The organism is Pseudoclavibacter helvolus (assembly GCF_049707175.1).
Classification (GTDB): domain Bacteria; phylum Actinomycetota; class Actinomycetes; order Actinomycetales; family Microbacteriaceae; genus Pseudoclavibacter; species Pseudoclavibacter helvolus_A.
In genome coordinates this window covers 12,028-29,385 of the sequence record NZ_JBNAFM010000013.1, presented here as the reverse complement: position 1 = coordinate 29,385, position 17,358 = coordinate 12,028, and the positions used below count along the sequence as shown (strand labels likewise).

16 protein-coding genes are annotated in these 17,358 nt (G+C 67.6%); 4 read left to right on the top strand and 12 right to left on the bottom strand.

Annotated features, from left to right (window positions below; all coding sequences use genetic code 11):
* Window positions 1-162: 162 nt before the first annotated feature.
* The 6 genes from ACPYN9_RS11575 to efeU all read right to left on the bottom strand — a co-directional run bounded on the left by ACPYN9_RS11575 (window position 163) and on the right by efeU (window position 7,567).
* Entirely contained in the window at window positions 163-1,725 is a 1,563-nt protein-coding gene (locus tag ACPYN9_RS11575; protein WP_424466683.1) for a sensor histidine kinase, read from the bottom strand.
* Window positions 1,722-2,471, bottom strand: coding sequence for a response regulator transcription factor (locus ACPYN9_RS11570; RefSeq protein ID WP_424466682.1), 750 nt, complete (start codon window positions 2,469-2,471; stop codon window positions 1,722-1,724). The genes ACPYN9_RS11575 and ACPYN9_RS11570 overlap by 4 nt, the downstream gene beginning before the upstream one ends.
* A 32-nt stretch (window positions 2,472-2,503) precedes the next feature.
* Entirely contained in the window at window positions 2,504-3,493 is a 990-nt protein-coding gene (locus ACPYN9_RS11565) for a helix-turn-helix domain-containing protein (protein WP_424466681.1), read from the bottom strand.
* 339 nt (window positions 3,494-3,832) lie between these two features.
* Window positions 3,833-5,143 (bottom strand): iron uptake transporter deferrochelatase/peroxidase subunit, encoded by a 1,311-nt coding sequence (efeB, locus tag ACPYN9_RS11560; RefSeq protein ID WP_424466761.1) that lies wholly within the window; start codon window positions 5,141-5,143, stop codon window positions 3,833-3,835.
* A 268-nt stretch (window positions 5,144-5,411) separates the two neighbouring features.
* Complete coding sequence (efeO, locus tag ACPYN9_RS11555; protein WP_424466680.1) at window positions 5,412-6,629, bottom strand: iron uptake system protein EfeO; 1,218 nt, start codon at window positions 6,627-6,629, stop codon at window positions 5,412-5,414.
* Window positions 6,630-6,655: 26 nt separating this feature from the next.
* Window positions 6,656-7,567 (bottom strand): iron uptake transporter permease EfeU, encoded by a 912-nt coding sequence (gene efeU / locus ACPYN9_RS11550; RefSeq protein WP_424466679.1) that lies wholly within the window; start codon window positions 7,565-7,567, stop codon window positions 6,656-6,658.
* A gap of 295 nt (window positions 7,568-7,862) precedes the next feature.
* Between efeU and ACPYN9_RS11545 the strand changes: the two genes are divergently transcribed.
* The 3 genes from ACPYN9_RS11545 (at window position 7,863) to recQ (ending at window position 10,585) form a co-directional block, all read left to right on the top strand.
* On the top strand, window positions 7,863-8,165 hold the full coding sequence (locus ACPYN9_RS11545; RefSeq protein WP_424466678.1) for a rhodanese-like domain-containing protein: 303 nt from the start codon (window positions 7,863-7,865) through the stop codon (window positions 8,163-8,165).
* Between the two features lie 201 nt (window positions 8,166-8,366).
* Window positions 8,367-8,594: a hypothetical protein gene (locus ACPYN9_RS11540; RefSeq protein ID WP_424466677.1), complete on the top strand. Its 228-nt coding sequence runs from the start codon at window positions 8,367-8,369 to the stop codon at window positions 8,592-8,594.
* A 107-nt stretch (window positions 8,595-8,701) separates the two neighbouring features.
* Window positions 8,702-10,585, top strand: a complete 1,884-nt coding sequence (gene recQ / locus ACPYN9_RS11535; RefSeq protein WP_424466676.1) for a DNA helicase RecQ — start codon at window positions 8,702-8,704, stop codon at window positions 10,583-10,585.
* Between the two features lie 72 nt (window positions 10,586-10,657).
* Here recQ and ACPYN9_RS11530 read toward each other — a convergent pair whose 3' ends face one another.
* Complete coding sequence (locus tag ACPYN9_RS11530) at window positions 10,658-11,158, bottom strand: heme-degrading domain-containing protein (RefSeq protein ID WP_424466675.1); 501 nt, start codon at window positions 11,156-11,158, stop codon at window positions 10,658-10,660.
* Between the two features lie 178 nt (window positions 11,159-11,336).
* On the opposite strand from ACPYN9_RS11530, the gene ACPYN9_RS11525 reads away from it, so the two are divergent.
* On the top strand, window positions 11,337-11,738 hold the full coding sequence (locus ACPYN9_RS11525) for a YccF domain-containing protein (protein ID WP_424466674.1): 402 nt from the start codon (window positions 11,337-11,339) through the stop codon (window positions 11,736-11,738).
* A gap of 83 nt (window positions 11,739-11,821) precedes the next feature.
* Here ACPYN9_RS11525 and ACPYN9_RS11520 read toward each other — a convergent pair whose 3' ends face one another.
* The 5 genes from ACPYN9_RS11520 to ACPYN9_RS11500 form a co-directional block, all read right to left on the bottom strand.
* On the bottom strand, window positions 11,822-12,718 hold the full coding sequence (locus ACPYN9_RS11520) for an ATP-binding cassette domain-containing protein (protein WP_424466673.1): 897 nt from the start codon (window positions 12,716-12,718) through the stop codon (window positions 11,822-11,824).
* Window positions 12,718-13,800, bottom strand: a complete 1,083-nt coding sequence (locus ACPYN9_RS11515) for an ABC transporter permease (protein ID WP_424466672.1) — start codon at window positions 13,798-13,800, stop codon at window positions 12,718-12,720. Before ACPYN9_RS11515 ends, ACPYN9_RS11520 begins: the two co-directional genes overlap by 1 nt.
* A gap of 66 nt (window positions 13,801-13,866) precedes the next feature.
* Window positions 13,867-14,844: a sugar ABC transporter substrate-binding protein gene (locus tag ACPYN9_RS11510; RefSeq protein ID WP_424466760.1), complete on the bottom strand. Its 978-nt coding sequence runs from the start codon at window positions 14,842-14,844 to the stop codon at window positions 13,867-13,869.
* A gap of 287 nt (window positions 14,845-15,131) precedes the next feature.
* Window positions 15,132-16,127 carry a Gfo/Idh/MocA family oxidoreductase gene (locus ACPYN9_RS11505; RefSeq protein WP_424466671.1) on the bottom strand — a complete coding sequence of 332 codons (996 nt, stop codon included), beginning with the start codon at window positions 16,125-16,127 and terminating at the stop codon, window positions 15,132-15,134.
* A 1-nt stretch (window position 16,128) separates the two neighbouring features.
* Entirely contained in the window at window positions 16,129-17,355 is a 1,227-nt protein-coding gene (locus ACPYN9_RS11500; protein WP_424466670.1) for a Gfo/Idh/MocA family protein, read from the bottom strand.
* Window positions 17,356-17,358 lie beyond the last annotated feature (3 nt).

Genomic DNA, 17,358 nt, shown 5'->3' with positions numbered 1-17,358 from the left:
CGAGCACATAAAGGCACGACGAAAGGTCAGCGGTGCAAGTCAGCGGTGCAAGTCAGCGATGTAAGCCCCTCGGCGCCGCGCCCGCGCCGCGCCCACGCCCGCGCCCGCGCCCGCCCACGCCCGCCCACGCCCGCGCCGCGCCCGCGCCGCGCCCTCGCCCGCCTACCCTTGCGGCAGCCGCACCGTGAACCGCGTCTGGCCGGGGCGACTGTCGACGGAGATCGTGCCGTCGTGCGCATCCACGACGCTCTTGACGATGGACAGGCCAAGCCCGGTTCCCCGCGTGACGGGGACAGAGCTCGCCTCTGTCTCGCCTCGGGTGCGGGACACGTCGCCGCGCACGAAACGTTCGAAGAGGTGCTCGAGCACGCTCGGGTCAATGCCCGGGCCGTTGTCGATCACGCTCAGCACAGCGTTCCCGCGGTCGACGCCGAGGTTCAGCGTGACGCTGGTTCCGGCGGGCGTGTGGGCGTTGGCGTTCGCGAGGAGGTTCGAGACGACGCGTCGCAGCTGCGCGTCGTTGCCGTTGACCTCGATCGCAACGCCTGGGATGTCGAGGTTCCACGTGTGGTCGGGCCATGCGGCGTGGGCGTCGCCGACGGATTCGAGGGCGATGAGCGACAGGTCGACGGATGCGCGCGACGCGTCCACGCCTTCGTCGAGGCGCGCGAGCAGCAGCAGTTCCTCGACGAGGGCTGTCATGCGCACCGATTCGGCGTCGATGCGTTCGAGGGCCCGCGCTGTGTCTTCTGGCAGGTCGGCTCTGCTGCGGCGGGTCAGCTCGGAGTAGCCGCGGATGGAGGCGAGGGGCGTGCGCAGTTCGTGGCTGGCGTCGGCGACGAACTGTCGCATCTTCGCTTCGCTGGCTTCCCTGGCGGTGAAGGCGCGTGAGATGTGACCGAGCATCGTGTTGAAGGCCTGCCCCATGCGCCCCACTTCGGTTCGCGGGTCGGCGTCGCGTGGGTCGACGCGCACGTCGAGTGCCGCGTCGCCTGAGGTGAGGGGGAGTTTCGAGATGCTGGTGGCGAGGTGCTCGACCCGTTCGAGTGGGGCCATGGATGCGCGGATCCACTGGGAGGTGAAGTAGGCGGCGAGCGCGATGCCGAGTAGTCCGACGAGCGCGATCATCAGGCTGAGCGTTGTCGTGGTGGCGTTGACGTCGCCGAGTGGGAGGGCGATGACGACCCCGTAGCCGGCTGGTCCCTCGCTGGCTTGGGCGCGGACTTCGCCGATGCCGTCGACGACGACGGTGTGCGCCTGCCCGTCTTGCGGCACGCTCGCGAGGGATTCGGCGGTGTCTGCGGAGATGAGCACGACTTCGCCGAGGCTGTTGAGCGCTCCTGCTGAGATGACTGCGCCGTCGTCGATGACCGCTCCGACGGTGCCTTCGGCCTGGCCGGGGAGCTTCAGCACGAAGGTGGCGTTGGGGGTGATCGAGAGCGGCCCGCCGGAGTCTCCCGGCCCGCCGGCGCCTTCCCGCCCTCGGTCGCTGGCGGAGAGTAGTTGCTCGTCGAGCCGATCGACGAGGACGTTGTGCAGCAGCGAGACGCTGACGGCGCCGATGACGGCGGTCACGATGACGAGCGTTGCGACGAGGCCGAGCACGAGGCGACGGCGGAGTGTCAGCGGTGCTCTTTCGCGCGATGGCGCGGCGGCCGGTGTTGCGACCGGGGTTGCGGCTGGATGCACGGGGGCGGACGCCGACGCGCCCCCTGCCGAGTTCATTCCACGGCCTTGAGCATGTAGCCGACGCCGCGAACGGTGCTGATCATGGGGTCGCGGCCGGCGTCGACCTTTTTGCGCAGGTAGGAGATGTACAGCTCGACGACGGTCTCGCGCCCGCCGAAGTCGTAGCTCCACACGTGGTCGAGGATCTGCGCCTTCGACAGCACGCGTCTGGGGTTGCGCATGAGGAACCGCAGCAGCTCGAACTCGGTTGCGGTGAGCTCGATGAGGTCGTCGCCTCGGCGCACTTCGTAGCTCTCTTCGTCGAGGCTGAGGTCGCCGACGCGCAGCACGGGGTCGTTCGCGCCGCCCTGCGTGAGCATCGAGCGGCGGACGAGTCCGCGGACTCGTGCGATGACTTCTTCGAGGCTGAACGGCTTGGTCACGTAGTCGTCGCCGCCGGCGGTGAGTCCTGCGAGGCGGTCGGCGAGCGCATCCTTGGCCGTGAGGAACAGCACGGGAAGCGTCTCGTCGTCGGCGCGGATGCGGTGCAGCAGCGTGAGCCCGTCGGTATCGGGGAGCATGACGTCGAGCACAGCTGCGTGTGGCTTGAATTCGCGGGCGATTTTCACCGCGGATGCCCCGTCGGCGGCGGTCCGGACCTCCCACCCCTCGTAGCGCAGCGCCATCTTGAGCAGGTCGGTGAGTGAGGGTTCGTCGTCGACGACGAGCACTCTGATGGCGGATCCGTCGGCGGCCTTGAGCATCGGGCCGAGTCGCGAGCTCGGCTGGTCGGTTACTGGCATGCTTCTAGTCTCGTCATCGACCTATGAGCGAGCTATGAAGTGCCTGTCTGGTCTGGGTCTGAATCGAACCGCTGGACGGATGCGCGGATCGCGGCGGGCGAGGCGTCGTAGTAGCGCAGGAGCGCGCGGCGCATGACCTCGACCGACCCGAAGCCGCTGGCGAAGGCGATCGATTCCATCGAGTCGGAGTCGTTCTCGCTGAGCTTGTGGTGCGCGAGGGCGGCTCGCTTCTGCCGGATTTCGTTCGAAACGCTCAGGCCGCGTTCAGCGAATGCTCGCTCAAGGGATCGCCGTGAGATAGCGATCTCTCTGGCGACAGCCTCGACGTCGAGGAGTCGCGACGCGGCCCGCGACTCGATGAGCCCCCGGGCGACGTCGACGACGTCGCCGCTGAAAGTTCGTGGCCTGGCTTCCTCGGTCAGCGCCTTGGCGACGTCGCGGGTGAGCCCTCTGAACACCTGCGCCGCTTCGAGGTCGGCCGGCCTCGAGGCTTGGACGGCACCGCCGAGGAACGCGAACGAGGCCTGCAGAACGGCGGATTCGCTGACGCGGCGTGCGATGACGGTCGACTGCGGGGGCAGCTCTGGCACCTCGTCGCGGTCAAACGAGAAGGCGAGGAACTCGGTGTCGTGCCCGGCCCTGAGCAGGACGGTCGAGGCCGCGGGCGACAGCATCCCGGTCCATCCGGCGCGGAGGACGGTGGCGTCACCGCCCGCGCCGACCTCGAGGCTCCCCTTCTGCACGAAGATGTGCAGGAACCTGCGGCGCGCGAAGTCTCGCGCTCGGTCCCATTCGGCGGAGAAGGCTCGCGTCGCGAACCGGAAGACGAACATCGAGTCAAAGCGAAGGGCTGCGACGCTGGATTTCACGGGGCGTGCGTAATCGGTGACGGTGATTCCGATGGAGTTCTGGAACTCGTTCGAGGCGATCTTGTCACCGGGCTTGAATGTGTATTCGAAGCGCTGGTAGCCGGGGGATCTCTCCCACCCGCTCTCGGATTCGACCGCCAAGAAACTCGTCACCACCGTGTTGGCACCTCTCTCCGAATTTCCCGCGGAGGTCACCCGTCGCTGGGTGACCTTCTCTGGCCAGCGAGCGCAACGGCCGGTTGGCTCCTTAGAATCTGACCGAGAAGCTCCGCTCCCAGTCTGGTTCCGGAGACGAAGCTGGCCCGGGTCCAAGTCGGTGGATGCGTAAATCGTCCGTTCGCATGTCGGAGTTCGATGGTCAGAACGCGGCGGTATACCACAGTTCCTGCGAACGCCCAGGCCCTTGACGGCAAGGCCCGGGGATCTCCAAACGCGGCCGCTCTGACCGCGAGTCCACCCGCGGGAGTCGGTCCGCGCAGCGCGCCGGGAGTCTTAGGCGAAGAGCGTCTCGCCGACGTAGCCACCCTCGCGAGCGCCGGGCGGCACTGCCCAGATGCCGCTGCCGGTGTGCTTGATGTACTCGTTCAGCAGGTCGGTGCTCAGCGACTGTTGCACGCGGATGAACTGCTCCGGATCACGTTGGTAGGAGAGGAAGAACAGGCCCGCATTGAGTCGGCCCAGCTCGTCGTTGCCGTCGACGAAGTTATAGCCGCGGCGCAGCAGTCTGGCCCCCGCGTTTTTCGCGGGGTGCGCGAGGGCGACGTGCGAGTTCGCGTCGATGGCAGGCCGCCCGAATGTGGTTGCGCTCTCGGCTGCGAAGTCGGGCTCGGTGAACTCCTCGCCACCGCTGAGCGGCGCGCCCGCTCGCTTGTCACGGCCGATGATCTGCTCCTGCTCCTCGAGCCGAACCCGGTCCCACGATTCGATCATCATGCGGATGCGCCGCGCCACGAGGTAGGAACCCCCGGCCAGCCAGTCGGCGCCGTCGCCGGGGGCGACCCAGACGTGTTCGGCGGTCGCGCTGGTCTCTTCGGCCTTGACGTTCGCCGTGCCGTCTTTGAAGCCGAAGAGGTTGCGCGGTGTCGCCTGGCTGGTCGACGTCGACGAGGTCCGCCCGAAGCCGAGCTGCGACCACCTGAGGATGACGCGGCCGAAGCCGATGCGCGTGAGATTGCGGATCGCGTGGACGGCGACCTGGGGGTCGTCGGCGCAGGCCTGGATGCACAGGTCGCCGCCCGAGAGCTCGCTCTGGAGTGCGTCGCCGGAGAACCGCGGGAGCTGCGTGAGTTTCGGCGGCTGCTTGCTCGCGAGCCCGAAGCGGTCGAGGCCGTCACCGTCGATGAACAGTGTCGGCCCGAAGCCGATGGTGATGGTGAGCGCCGACGGCGGAAGGCCCATCGCCTCGCCCGTGTCGTCCGGTGGCGCGAGCGGCGAGCCGCCGACCGCTCCTGAGGCGGACACGTCGAGTCCCTGCACGAGGCGCGAGGAGGCGTAGCTCCAGTCCTGCAGCAGCTCGATGAGCTCTTGCCTGGTGGTGCCTTCGCGCACGTCGAAGGTGGCGAAGTGGAGTCGATCCTGGGCCGGGGTCACGATGCCCGACTGGTGCTCGGCGTAGAACGGATACTGGGTGCCGCTACCCGCGTGACCGTCGGCGCTGGCCCCCGACGCCGCCGCAATGCCATATCCGCCTGCGCCGCCCGCGGCGAGCCCTGCTGCTCCGGCGCCGAGGAGCCCGAGGAGCCCTCGACGCGAGAGGCCCCCGCCGGCGACTGCGCTCGATCCAGTGGTCGCAGGCCGCGGCACCGCCGTCGCCCCGGACCTCGCCCGCTCTCCGGGCGTGGCCGCGTCGGCTGGTTCGTGGCCGGGCTCGACTGCGCTCACCGGTACTCCTTCTTCTGCATGATGCGTGGCCTCGCAGGGCACTTCCTCGATGTCTGCCTCGAGCTCGATCGCTCGAGGTGACACTCAGAGTGACGTGGCGGCCGGAACGCCCCGAACGAGGGCCCGGGGCGCCCCCACGTCACTCTGACTGCGAGCATGACTCGACGCGGCCGCGGCTAGGCCTGGACGGCTAGCCCTGGAGCCCGAGCACGGTCGTGGTGAGCTGCGAGAGCGGCTCGGCAAGGGCGTCGACCTGCGTCGAGAGCTCCTTGACCTGCTCTGGTGTGAGGTCGCGGTAGTTGGTGAACCCGTCCTCGTAGCTGCCGTAGCTGCCGAGCAGGTCGCCCAGGGCGGTGAACTCGGTGCTGATGGAGTCGGCGATCGCGGCCCCGTCGGCTCCCTTGGAGCGAGCGACGTCTTGGACGATGCCGAAGGCCACCTCTGCACCTTCGACGTTCGCCTTGAAGTCGCTGAGGTCGGTGCCTGACCACCAGTCCTCTTCGCCGGAGATCTTGCCGGTGGCGACTTCGTCGAGCAGGCCGATCGCCCCGTTCGTGATGTCCTCGATGGAGATCTCGAACTCGGCGCTGTTCACGAGGTCGGCGAGCTCCTGGATGTCTGCGACGAGCTGGTCGGCGTAGGCGGTGCGCTCCTCGGGCGTTGACGGGGCCCAGTCGAGGAACGCGTCGGTGTCGTCCGAGTTCTTGTCGCCTGGCTGCGGCTGCCAGAGGTCCTTCTCGATGCGGTGGAAGCCGGTCCAGTCGAGGCCTTCGGCGACGGCGTCGACCTCGCGGTAGTCGATCTTCGGGTCGAGGTCGCCGAACGCTTCGGCGGTGGGTTCGATGCGCTCGTAGGGTACGCGGGCTGCCGCGAACAGTTCGCGCGCCTTCGCGTCGTCACCGGATGCGTAGGCGTCGCTGAGCTGTTCGACGAGGGGCACGAGCTCGGCGACCTGGTTGCGGAGGTAGGCGGTGTAGCTCGTGACGGCTTCGTCGTATGCGGCCTGGTCGTCGGCGGCGACTGCGACGGCTTCTCCGGAGACCTGGAACGCGGTCTGCCCGATGCCGGCGCCGATCATGCCTGGCTTGCAGACGGTGAAGTAGTCGCCGGGCTGGGCGACGACGGACAGCTGGCGGCTGGTGCCCGGGGCGATGTTCTCGACTTCGCCGATGATGCGCAGGCCGTCGTCGGCGAGCAGGTAGAACTCGGTGACGCGTTCGCCGTCGTTGGTGACGTCGAAGGTGATGGGCCCGCTGGCGGCGGATGCGCCTGAGACCGTGCAGTTGTCTTCGGTGCTCGAGACGGCGAGTGCGGAGGCGGAGTTGGCGGGTGCGTTGGGCACGCAGCCGGTGAGGGTCACGAGGGCTGCGGCCGAGAGCAGGCCTGCGGCGATTGGCTTGAAGTGCATGGGGTTCCTTCTGCGTGGGCGCGGACTCAGTGGGCGGCTGTCGCCGCTGGCTGTGGTGAGGATGTGGTGGCCGGCTTCGGACGGCCTGCTCTGGTGCGGATCGCGAAGAGCGTGGCGGTCGGGATGAGGTAGGCGAAGTAGGCGATGAGCTCGAGCTTCGTCATCTCCGGCGTGAAGCCGATGGTGCCTTTGAGGAGCGCTCCGAGGAGCCCGTCTGGCGGGATGACTTTGGGGATTCGGAACGCCCAGGCGTTCTCGCCGAACCAGGCCTGGGCGGCGGCGGAGGCGCTTTCGGGGGCCGCGACGAAGGGCCCGGGGAACACCGCTGCTTCCTGCAGGTCGTGGATCGCGTAGGCGACGATGCCTGCCGCGAAGACGATGAGGATCGCGCCGGTCCAGGTGAAGAAGGTGGAGAGGTTGATGCGGACGACGCCGCGGAAGAGGCCCCACGCGAGGCCCACGGCGAGGAGGAGGCCGACGATCGCGCCGAGGAACCCGAGCACCCAGCCGTCCCCCGCTCGGGTGGTCGACCAGACGAAGAGGGCGGTCTCGAGCCCTTCCCTCGCAACGGAGACGAAGGCGACCGCGACGATGCCCCATCCGCTGCCTTCGAGGTGCCGGTCGATCTGCCCTTCAAGCTCGTGTTTCAGGGTGTTCGAGACCTGCAGCATCCAGAACACCATCCACGTGACCATCGCGACGGCGACGAGCGAGAGGCTGCCGCCGATGATTTCCTGGGCTTGGAACGAGAGGCCGTACGCGCCGAAGGTGAGCACGGCGCCGAGCGCGAGCGACGCGATGATCGCGAAGGCGACGCCGATCCAGATGCGGCGGACGATGTCGGGGCGCCGGATGCGTTTGGCGTAGGCGATGAGGATGCCGACGACGAGCGCCGCTTCGAGGCCTTCGCGGAGGCCGATGAGGAGAGAGCCGAGCATGCTGGAGTCCTGGGGTGTCGGGAAGAGGGGCTGGCGGGCGTGAGGGCCAGCCATAGCCCAGGCGTCCATGCGTAGTAGGCCAGGTAAGGCTTACCTTGGGTGAAGATACACCCCCACCCAGGAGATTGCCAAGTTTCTCGACAGTCCGCACCGCGAGACGAGGAGGGCTCCGCGGACACACGGTGCACGAGACGCGTGGAAGCGCCCGCCAGCGGTCCATGTCTGCGCGCGCTCAAGTACCGTGGTTGAGCGACCCGCACTTCCGTCGGGCCGATCCACCGCAGCAGGAGGACACGTGCAGACCATCGACATCAAGGGGCTCGCGGAGCTCGGCGAGCAGGCCACCGTTATCGACGTTCGTGAGACCGACGAGTTCTCGGCCGTGCGCATCCCCTGGGCGAGCAACGTGCCGCTCAGCGAGCTCGTCGACCGCGTCGACGAGGTGCCGGAGGACGGCCCCGTGTACTTGATCTGCGCCGCGGGTGTGCGCAGCGAGCGCGCGGCTGCGTACCTCGAGCAGCAGGGCAAGCCGGTCGTGAACGTGCTCGGTGGCATGTCCGAGTGGGCTGGGGCTGGCCTTACGGTCGACCGCGGCTAATCCGACTGCTCGGTCGGGAGGCTCGCGCATTCGCCAGGTGCATTCACCTATCGACCCCCGGTGCGGCTCGCCAACCGATGGCTCGACGGGCAGTTCTCCCCATCGCCTCCGGCGCGCCGCGCGGTGATTCTCGCTAGCGTGGGGCCACCCCCGACTGCGAGCAGAGCAGCACGTTTGGACTACCGGCGATGGGAGCGGAGTGTGAACAGCCCCCGACGTCGCGCGCACACCCGCAACGGCTCGACGCCCCTCGCGTCGCAGCCGAGCATGAACGCGCAGCTGCAGGTCGAGCAGCAGCACATGTCAGCTCTCGCTGACCCGTTCGGCCATACGCTCCCCCGCCGCAAGGCGCGCGTCACCTCGCCGCCGCTGTTCATTCCGGGGTTCCGCTACTACCCGCCGGTGTCGCGCATCCGGGGCACCTCGTAGCTCGCGAACGGTGACTCCCGAGCCGCGGAGAGTTGGCGGTGGGATGCACGCGCCGTGGCCTGTGGAGGGCCATGCGAATGTCCGTGGTCGCGCCTAGGGTTGCTTGCATGGTCGCAACGCACGAGACAGAAGCCCCCTCCGAGTCAGGGACTTTGCTCGAGCGCGCGCAGCACGTGCTGCGGGAGGTGTTCGGGTACGACGATTTCCGTGGCGATCAGGCCCAGATCATTGAGCGGCTGTGCGCTGGCGACGATGCCGTCGTGCTCATGCCCACGGGCGGCGGCAAGAGCCTCTGCTACCAGGTGCCCGCCCTCGTGCGCCAGGGCACCGGGGTGGTCATTTCACCTCTCATCGCGCTCATGCACGACCAGGTCGGAGCCTTGGAGCAGCTCGGCGTGCGCGCCGCGTACTTGAACTCGACGCAGTCGATCGATGAGCGCCGCGAGGTGGAGCGGCAGCTGCTTGCGGGCGAGCTCGACCTCATCTACCTCGCACCAGAGCGGTTGCCGGTCGCGGCCGATCTGCTGAGCCGCACCCAGATCTCGCTGTTCGCGATCGACGAGGCCCACTGCGTCGCTCAGTGGGGGCACGACTTCCGACCCGACTACCTGAACCTGTCGATGATCGCCGAGCGGTGGCCGGGCGTCCCGCGCATCGCGCTCACCGCGACGGCCACCAGCGAGACCCGCCAGGAGATCGTCGAGCGACTCGTCCTCGACGATGCGAAGGTGTTTGTCGCGAGCTTCGACCGCCCGAACATCCAGTACCGCATCTCCCCGAAGCAGACCCCGAAGGCCCAGCTGCTGCGCCTCATCCAAAGCGAGCATGCCGGTGACGCCGGCGTCGTCTACTGCCTCAGCCGGAAGTCGGTCGAGAACATCGCCGGGTGGCTGCGCGACCAGGGCGTCAACGCGCTCGCCTATCACGCGGGCATGCCCGCCGAGACGCGGGCGAGGCACCAGTCGAGGTTCCTCCGCGAAGACGGGGTGGTCATGGTGGCGACGATCGCGTTCGGCATGGGCATCGACAAGCCCGACGTGCGCTTCGTCGCGCACCTCGACCTACCGAAAAGCATCGAGGGCTACTACCAGGAGACCGGACGCGCGGGCCGCGACGGCCTGCCATCCACCGCCTGGCTCGCCTACGGCCTGCAGGATGTGGTGCAGCAGCGTCGCATGATCGCGGAGGGCGAGGGCGATTCGCAGCGCAAGCGGGCTCAGAGCCAGCATCTGGATGCGATGCTCGCGCTCTGCGAGACCGTCACGTGTCGGCGCGTGCAGCTGCTGGCCTACTTTGGGCAGCTCAGCGAGCCGTGCGGCAACTGCGACACGTGCCTCTCGCCGCCCGCCTCGTGGGATGGCACGATCGCCGCCCAGAAGCTTCTCTCGACGGTGCTCCGACTCGATCGGGAGCGGAACGGTCAGGCCTTCGGAGCCGGACAGCTCATCGACATCCTCATTGGCAAGACCACCGAGAAGATCACGCAGTGGAAGCACGACGAGCTCTCGACGTTCGGCATCGGGAAGGACCTGAGCGAGACCGAGTGGCGTGGGGTCGTCCGCCAGTTGCTGGCCGCTGGCGTGCTCGCCGTTCGCGGCGAGTACGGCGTGCTTGCGCTGACGAGCGAGGCAGGTCCGGTGCTGCGCGGGGAGCGACAGCTGATGTTCCGCAAGGAGCCGGCGCGAACCTCCGGGGCGAGCGGGCGCCGCAGCCGCGGCGAGTACTCGGGGCGTTCAGGCGGTGGCAGCGCGGCCGCGGCTTCGCTGACCGAGTCGCAGCGCGAGGTCTTCGAGCGGCTGCGTGCCTGGCGTGCGGAGACGGCGAAGGAGCAGGGGGTACCGGCCTACATCGTCTTCACGGATGCGACGCTCGCTGCCATCGCCGAGGTCAAGCCCCGCCAGCACGCGCAGCTCGCCGCAATCTCTGGCGTCGGAGCCGCGAAGCTCGAGCGCTACGCCGACGACGTGCTCGACGCCGTCGCCGACCAGTAGCGCCGGCTGGGAAAGGCGGAATGGCAGGCCACCGCCCGTGGCGATGCGGCAACCCGTGAAGTCACGCGACGACTACGAGAGGATGCGGTGCACGCGGAGGGCTTCGACGACGAGGGCGTGGTCGTCGTGCATCTCCAGGCCACTGACGCCGACGGCGCCGGCGAGCGTGCCGCCGATGCGGATCGGGAAGCCGCCACCAGCCGCCGCGTACTCGCGGGGGTCGAGCAGCGAGTCGGTGGCGAAGTTCTCGCCATTGGCCTCGTAGGTGTAGCGGACCGCGAGCGTTGAGTGTCCGAAGTGCTCGACGACCCGGAATTTGCGCGCGAGCCAGGCGTCGTTCAGCGCCGACGATCCAGGTGTGGCCGCGTGGAACGCCCGCTGCCCGCCGAGCACGACCGAGATGGCGACGCTGTGCCCGCGCACGATCGATTCGTGCCGGAGCCAGGTGCCCACCTGCCACGCGTCTTCGAGCGTGAAGCTCGGGAAGTCGAGCTCGGACTCCTCGGAGCGCAGAACCTGCAGGATTTCCTCGGCAGACTGGCCGATGTAGGGCGTCGTGGTGGGGGAACTCATGGTGACCTCGTTGTACGTGGACGGATGCGGAAGCACTGCGGGAGCGGGAGCCACTGCGACGTGGTGCACCGCCTACGGCGAGCATAGTCACTTGGCGTCAATTTGTCATGACATAGGGACAAAGAAAGTCACTCTCGAGCATGACGCGATACATCGCGAGTTCCGGCATGCTTGACGCATGCGCACACTCCTCAACATCATCTGGCTCGTACTGTCGGGCTTTTGGCTCTTCTGCGGCTACATGCTCGCCGGAGTCCTGCTCTGCATCCCGATCATCACCATCCCCTGGGCCATCGCCTCCTTCCGCATCGGCCTCTACGCACTCTGGCCCTTCGGTCGCGACGTGGTCTCGAAGCCGAGCGCCGGCGCCTTCTCGTTCGTCGGCAACGTGATCTGGTTCATCCTCGCCGGCTGGTGGCTGGCGATCGGCCACATCGTGTCGGGCATCGCGCTCTGCGTCACGATCATCGGCATTCCGATGGGCATCGCCGACTTCAAGATGATCCCGATCTCCCTCTCCCCGCTCGGCAAGGAGGTCGTCGACCGCGACCACGGCCCCTTCGCGACCACGCGCCGCTGACCTAACACTGCAGACGCGGCCGGCCCCTATCCGGGTGCCGGCCGCGTCTTGCATTGAGTGGCACTGCCCACGGGATGCTCGCCCTACTTGGCGTGCACCTCGGGGATGTCCTCCTCGACTTCGCGAATGACCGCGATGTCCTGCGTGTAGCCGCCGAGCTGCTCGAGCTCGTGCGCGAGCTCTTCGAGTTCCGCGCCGCCGGCCATCTGCGCGGTGAGCTCGTCGAGGGTGATGTCGGCCTTGTCATAGTAGCCGATCGACTTGCCTCGCTTGAGGAGGAGGAAGCTGTCGCCGACGGGGAACGCGTGGTGCGGGTTGTGGGTGATGAAGATCACGCCGAGCCCGCGGTCGCGGGCCGCGAGGATGTAGCGCAGCACCACGCCGGACTGCTTCACGCCGAGCGCGGCGGTCGGCTCGTCGAGGATGAGCGCCTTCGCGCCGAAGTACACGGCACGTGCGATGGCGACACACTGGCGCTCGCCGCCCGAGAGCTGCCCGATGGGCTGGTCGACGTCGCGAAGGTCGATGCCCATGTCGAGCAGTTCCTTTTTGGTGATGGCCTTCATCTGCTCGACGTCGAGGCTCTTGAAGGGCCCGAAGCCCTTTGTGAGCTCGGAGCCGAGGAAGAAGTTGCGCCAGATCGGCATGAGCGGCACGACCGCGAGGTCTTGGTAGACCGCCGCGATGCCGCGCTCGAGCGCTTCGCGCGGCGACTTGAGCGTGACGGGTTCGCCCTCGATGAGGAACTCGCCGTCGGTGTGCTCGTGGCGCCCGGCGATGATCTTGATGAGCGTCGACTTGCCGGCGCCGTTGTCGCCGAGCACGCAGGTGACCTTGCCGGGATCGACGTCCATGTCGACGTGTTGCAGGGCGAGGATGTTGCCGTAGCGCTTGCCCGCGTCGCGGAGCGAGATGAGGTGTGCGCCTTCGACGCCACCGGAACGCGTCGCATCCGCTGCTATTGCCTGGTTCGTTGCCATTACTTCTGCTCCGCCCTCTTCTTGACGACGAGGTTCACGATCGTGGCCAGCAGCAGCATGAGGCCGAGGAAGAACTTGAACCAGTCGGGGTTCCACTGGGCGTAGACAATGCCCTTGTTGGCCATGCCGAAGATCAGGGCGCCGATCGCGCCGCCGATCGCCGAGCCGTAGCCGCCGGTGAGGAGGCAGCCGCCGATCACGGCCGCGATGATGTAGAGGAACTCGTTGCCGATGCCCTCGCCCGACTGCACGACATTGAAGGCGAAGAGGTTGTGCATGCCGAGAATCCAGGCGCAGAAGCCGACGCCCATGAAGAGACCGATCTTCGTCGCCGTAACCGGCACGCCGACGGCGCGGGCCGCGTTCTCGTCGCCGCCAACGGCGAAGATCCAGTTGCCGATCTTGGTACGCATGAGGATGAACGTGGCCACAAGCACCAGGGCGATCCAGATGAAGACGGTGACATTCACGTTGACCCCAAAGATGGGCAACTCGCTCGCGAAGATCGCCTTGGCCGAAGCAAACCCGTCCATGTCGGCGATCGCAGGACTGGAGACGCCTCCTCCGACGAGGCGAGTAATGCCCAGGTTGAGGCCCGTGAGCATGAGGAACGAAGCCAGCGTCACGATGAACGACGGCAGCTTCGTCTTAATGAGTAGCCAGCCGTTGATGAAGCCGACAGCCAGGGCGAAGGCGAGCCCCATGAGCACGCCGACCCACACGTTGGTCGCGAAGTACCAGCTGAAGAGCGAAGCGGTGAGCGCCGAGGAGATCACGGCGACGCCGGCGGAGAGGTCGAACTCGCCGCCGATCATGAGCAGCGAGACGCCGACGGCCATGATGCCGATAGTGGATGCGCCGTAGAGGACGGTGGCGAGAGACGTGACCTGGGTGAAGACGGGTGCCGCAATTGCGAAGAACACGAAGACGACGATGGCGCCAACGACGGCCCCCATCTCAGGTCGTCCGAGGATGACGGAGAGCGGCGACCGTTTGCCCACTCGTTCATCAAGAGTGACGGGAGCCGAACCGGTCTTCGGCGACCGCGGGGATGCTGAGGTTGGTGTTGAAGTCTGAACCATGACTGCACTTCCTTGTGAGGGGCCGGGACAGCCGCGTTGGCGACCGTCCCGACCACGGTTCGCTGGTTAGCGGATGCCCTTCTTGGCCTCTTCGAGAACAACTGCCGCGTTACTCTCGTCGATGATCGTCGGACCAGTGAGCACGGGCTTGCCGCCGCCGAGCGCGAACTCACCGTTGTTCTGCAACCAGAGCGAGTCGACTGCCATGTATCCCTGGAGGTAGGGCTGCTGGTCGACCGTGAAAGCGACGTCCCCGTCCACAATCGCTTGCGCGAGGTCCGCATTGAGGTCGAACGAGGCGACCTTCGCGTTGGAGCCGGTCTCCGAGACAGAGTCGATAGCTGTGAGCGTGAAGGGAGCACCGAGGCCGATGACAACATCGGTGTCCGGCGTCGACTGCAGCTTCGCGGAAATCGTCGACTTAACCTGCGTCATGTCGGTTCCGGTGACGTACAGGATCTCGGTGCCTGGCACCTTTTCCTTGATGCCGGCGCAGCGCGCTTCGAGACCGACGTGTCCCTGCTCCTGGATGATGCATAGCGGCTTCGTGTAGCCGAGCTCGTTGATTTTGTCGCCAGCCGCCTGGCCCGCGACCACCTCGTCCTGACCGATGTACGTGAAGGCACCGAACTCAAAGGCCTCCTTGCTCCCGCCGTTGAAAGCCACGACAGGGATGCCAGCATCGACCGCAGACTTGATGGAGTCCTCGAGCGCGTCGCCCTTGGCGATCGTGACGGCGATACCATCGACACCCTGATCGATCGCTTGTTGGATTAGCTGCGCCTGATTCGGCGCCTGCGGGTCCGACGAGTAGAGCAGCTCGACATTGTCCTTCGCGGCAGCAGTCTCTGCACCCTTGCGCACGATATCCCAGAAGGTGTCGCCCGGGGCGGCGTGCGTGATCATCGCGATCTTGATGGACGGCGTGTCCGCAACGCCGGGGGCAGCCGCTGCGTCGGCGGTCCCGGTGTCACGTCCGCCAGCGGATGAGCAGGCGGTGAGCGCGAAGACGGGCACCATCGCGAGTGCCGCCAGGCCGTACATGAGACGTTTCTTCTTCACGAAAACTCCTTTGAATGTCGTGACGACGCCAGGTGTGCGCCTGTCGGGTGTCGCGTGGGGGCGCGATTTCCGAGAGACTCACGTGTGCCCGCTCGGTCATCCTTGTCCGAGATCAACGAGCACGTTTCTGGCTTGTCATGACAATAGCTCAACAGGTGTATTAAGCAAATACTTTTCTGCGAGACGAAGATCTCGACTCGGTCTCGACACGAAACGGCGGGCGACCGCACCCGGCCGCCCGCCGCTCCACAGCATCCGTTCGACGCCGTTCAGTACGTCACGAGCTCCTCGCGACCGCTGGCCAGCGACCTCGTCGCAGCCTCCGCGATGGCCTGCGCGCGAAGCGCTTCGCGCAGCGACGGTGACGGCACGCGGCGCCCCTCGAGCGCGCCGACAAACTCCGCGAGCGCTGCCGCGTAGGTCGGCTGCACCCGCTCGAACCAGCCAGCGTGCATCCCCGACTCTGTCACGGTGCCGCGCCCGTACCTCGCGACCTGGCCCGCACGGTGGCGCTTGGCCTCGACCAGCCCCGTCGATCCGAACACCTCGATGCGCTCGTCGTAGCCGTAGCCGGAGCGGCGGATGCTGTCGATCTGCACCAGCGCGCCGCTCGCCAGGCGCACGGTCGCGATCGACGTGTCGACGTCGCCATACTCGGCGACGCGCGGCTCTGCGAGCGCGCTACCGCTCGCGAAGACGGACACCGCATCCAGCCCGGTGATCCAGGTCGCCAGGTCGAAGAAGTGCACTGTCTGGTCGCGCATCTGCCCACCCGAGACCGCAATGTACTCCAGCGGCGGCATGGAGGGCCCCCGGCTCGAGAGCTGGAGGAGCTCGACAGCGCCGATCTCGCCCGCATCGACCGTGCGCTTCAACTCGGCGTAGTCGCGGTCGAAGCGGCGATTGAAGTCGACCATGGCCGTGATGCCCGTCGCCTCGACGTAGGCGACGGTCTCGCGGGCCCGTTCCAGGTCGAGGTCGATGGGCTTCTCGCAGAGCGCTGCGATGCCAGCGTCTGCCGCCAGACGCAGATGCTCGGAGTGCATGTTCGTCGACGACGCGATGAGCACCGCGTCGACCTGCGCCGCGTCGAAGACCTCGTCGAGCGTGGCTGCGACCGCCGCGCCGTGCGACGCCGCGAGCCGCCCAGCCCGCGCCTGGTCGACGTCGTAGACGAAGCGGAAGTTCACGTCGGGGTTGGCGGCGAGACTCTGAGCATGAACGGCCCCGATGAACCCGGCGCCGATGAGCGCGAACCTCTGCATCTCAGTTCCCTCCGACTTCGCGCAGCTCGGCGTCCGCCGCCGCGACCTCGGCATCGCGGTCGGCGACACTCGCCGGCACCGTCCACGCCGCATCCGCCGCGTGCGACGCCGCGACCGCCTCGACGAACTGCACGCCGATGAGCCCGTCGACCCCCGTGGGGAACGACAGCTCGCGCACCGTCGACGGGCGCGCATCCCGCCTCGCCTCGAGCTCGTCGGCGAGATCGCGGTAGAAGTTACCGAACGCCTCCAGGAAACCCTCCGGGTGGCCGAGGCCGACCCGGGTGAGCCGCGCGGAGTCCTCCGAGAGCGACGCGAGGCCGTGCGTGAAGATCGTCGTCGTGCCCTCCAGATCCTGGAACACAAGGTGGTGCGGATCCTCGTGCTGCCACTCGAGACTGCCCTGATCGCCGAAGACGCGGATGCGCAGGCCGTGATTGTGGCCCGTCGCAGCCATGCTCGCCCAGAGTCGCCCAGGGACCTCATCGCTGAGTCGAAGCGCCACCGTCGCGTTGTCGAAGACCTTCCGCCCGGGGACGAACGTGTGCAGCTGGGCGGAGACCTGCTCAGCCTCGAGCCCCGTGATGTAGCGAGCCAGGTGGTAGCCGTGCGTGCCAAGGTCGCCGACGACACTCGGGAAGCCGGCAACGTCTGGGTCCGTTCGCCAGCTCGCCTGCTTGTGGCCCGTTGCCTCAAGGGGCGTCGCCGCCCAGCCCGAGGCGTGCTCAACGTCGACGAAGGTGAGGCGACCCAGGCGTCCGTCGCTCACCATGCGGGCAGCCTCACGCACCATCGGGTACGCGGAGTAGCAGTGCGGCACGGCGAGGATCACGTGGTTGGCCACGGCCAGGTCGACGAGCTCGCGCGCGGCCTTCGAGCTCTGCGTGAGCGGCTTCTCGCAGACGACATGGATGCCCCGCTCGAGAAACGCCTTGGCGACGTCGAAGTGGCTGTCGTTCGGGGTCGCGACGATTGCGACATCGATGCCGTCCTCGCGGGCCGACTCGGCTTCGGCCATCTCCTCGTAGCCCGCGTACGTGCGCGCGGGGTCAACCCCGAGGGATGCGGCGACACCCGCGGACTGCTCGCGGTCACGGCCGAAGACGCCCGCGTTCAGCGAGTAGCGGTCGTCCATGCGCATCCCGAAGCGATGCGTCTTGCCAATGTCGGCGCCAACGCCGCCGCCGACCATTCCTGCGCTCAACTGGCGCGCGTTCCGTGTGCTCATGCC

Bases quoted from the DNA above. Each gene is read 5' to 3' on its own strand.
- ACPYN9_RS11575 (WP_424466683.1), bottom strand. From the start codon at position 1,725: ATGAACTCGGCAGGGGGCGCGTCGGCGTCCGCCCCCGTGCATCCAGCC.
- ACPYN9_RS11500 (WP_424466670.1), bottom strand. From the start codon at position 17,355: ATGAGCACACGGAACGCGCGCCAGTTGAGCGCAGGAATGGTCGGCGGC.
- ACPYN9_RS11510 (WP_424466760.1), bottom strand. From the start codon at position 14,844: ATGTACGGCCTGGCGGCACTCGCGATGGTGCCCGTCTTCGCGCTCACC.
- ACPYN9_RS11570 (WP_424466682.1), bottom strand. From the start codon at position 2,471: ATGCCAGTAACCGACCAGCCGAGCTCGCGACTCGGCCCGATGCTCAAG.
- efeU (WP_424466679.1), bottom strand. From the start codon at position 7,567: ATGCTCGGCTCTCTCCTCATCGGCCTCCGCGAAGGCCTCGAAGCGGCG.
- ACPYN9_RS11505 (WP_424466671.1), bottom strand. From the start codon at position 16,127: ATGCAGAGGTTCGCGCTCATCGGCGCCGGGTTCATCGGGGCCGTTCAT.
- recQ (WP_424466676.1), top strand. From the start codon at position 8,702: ATGGTCGCAACGCACGAGACAGAAGCCCCCTCCGAGTCAGGGACTTTG.
- ACPYN9_RS11525 (WP_424466674.1), top strand. From the start codon at position 11,337: ATGCGCACACTCCTCAACATCATCTGGCTCGTACTGTCGGGCTTTTGG.
- ACPYN9_RS11530 (WP_424466675.1), bottom strand. From the start codon at position 11,158: ATGAGTTCCCCCACCACGACGCCCTACATCGGCCAGTCTGCCGAGGAA.
- ACPYN9_RS11520 (WP_424466673.1), bottom strand. From the start codon at position 12,718: ATGGCAACGAACCAGGCAATAGCAGCGGATGCGACGCGTTCCGGTGGC.
- ACPYN9_RS11515 (WP_424466672.1), bottom strand. From the start codon at position 13,800: ATGGTTCAGACTTCAACACCAACCTCAGCATCCCCGCGGTCGCCGAAG.
- efeO (WP_424466680.1), bottom strand. From the start codon at position 6,629: ATGCACTTCAAGCCAATCGCCGCAGGCCTGCTCTCGGCCGCAGCCCTC.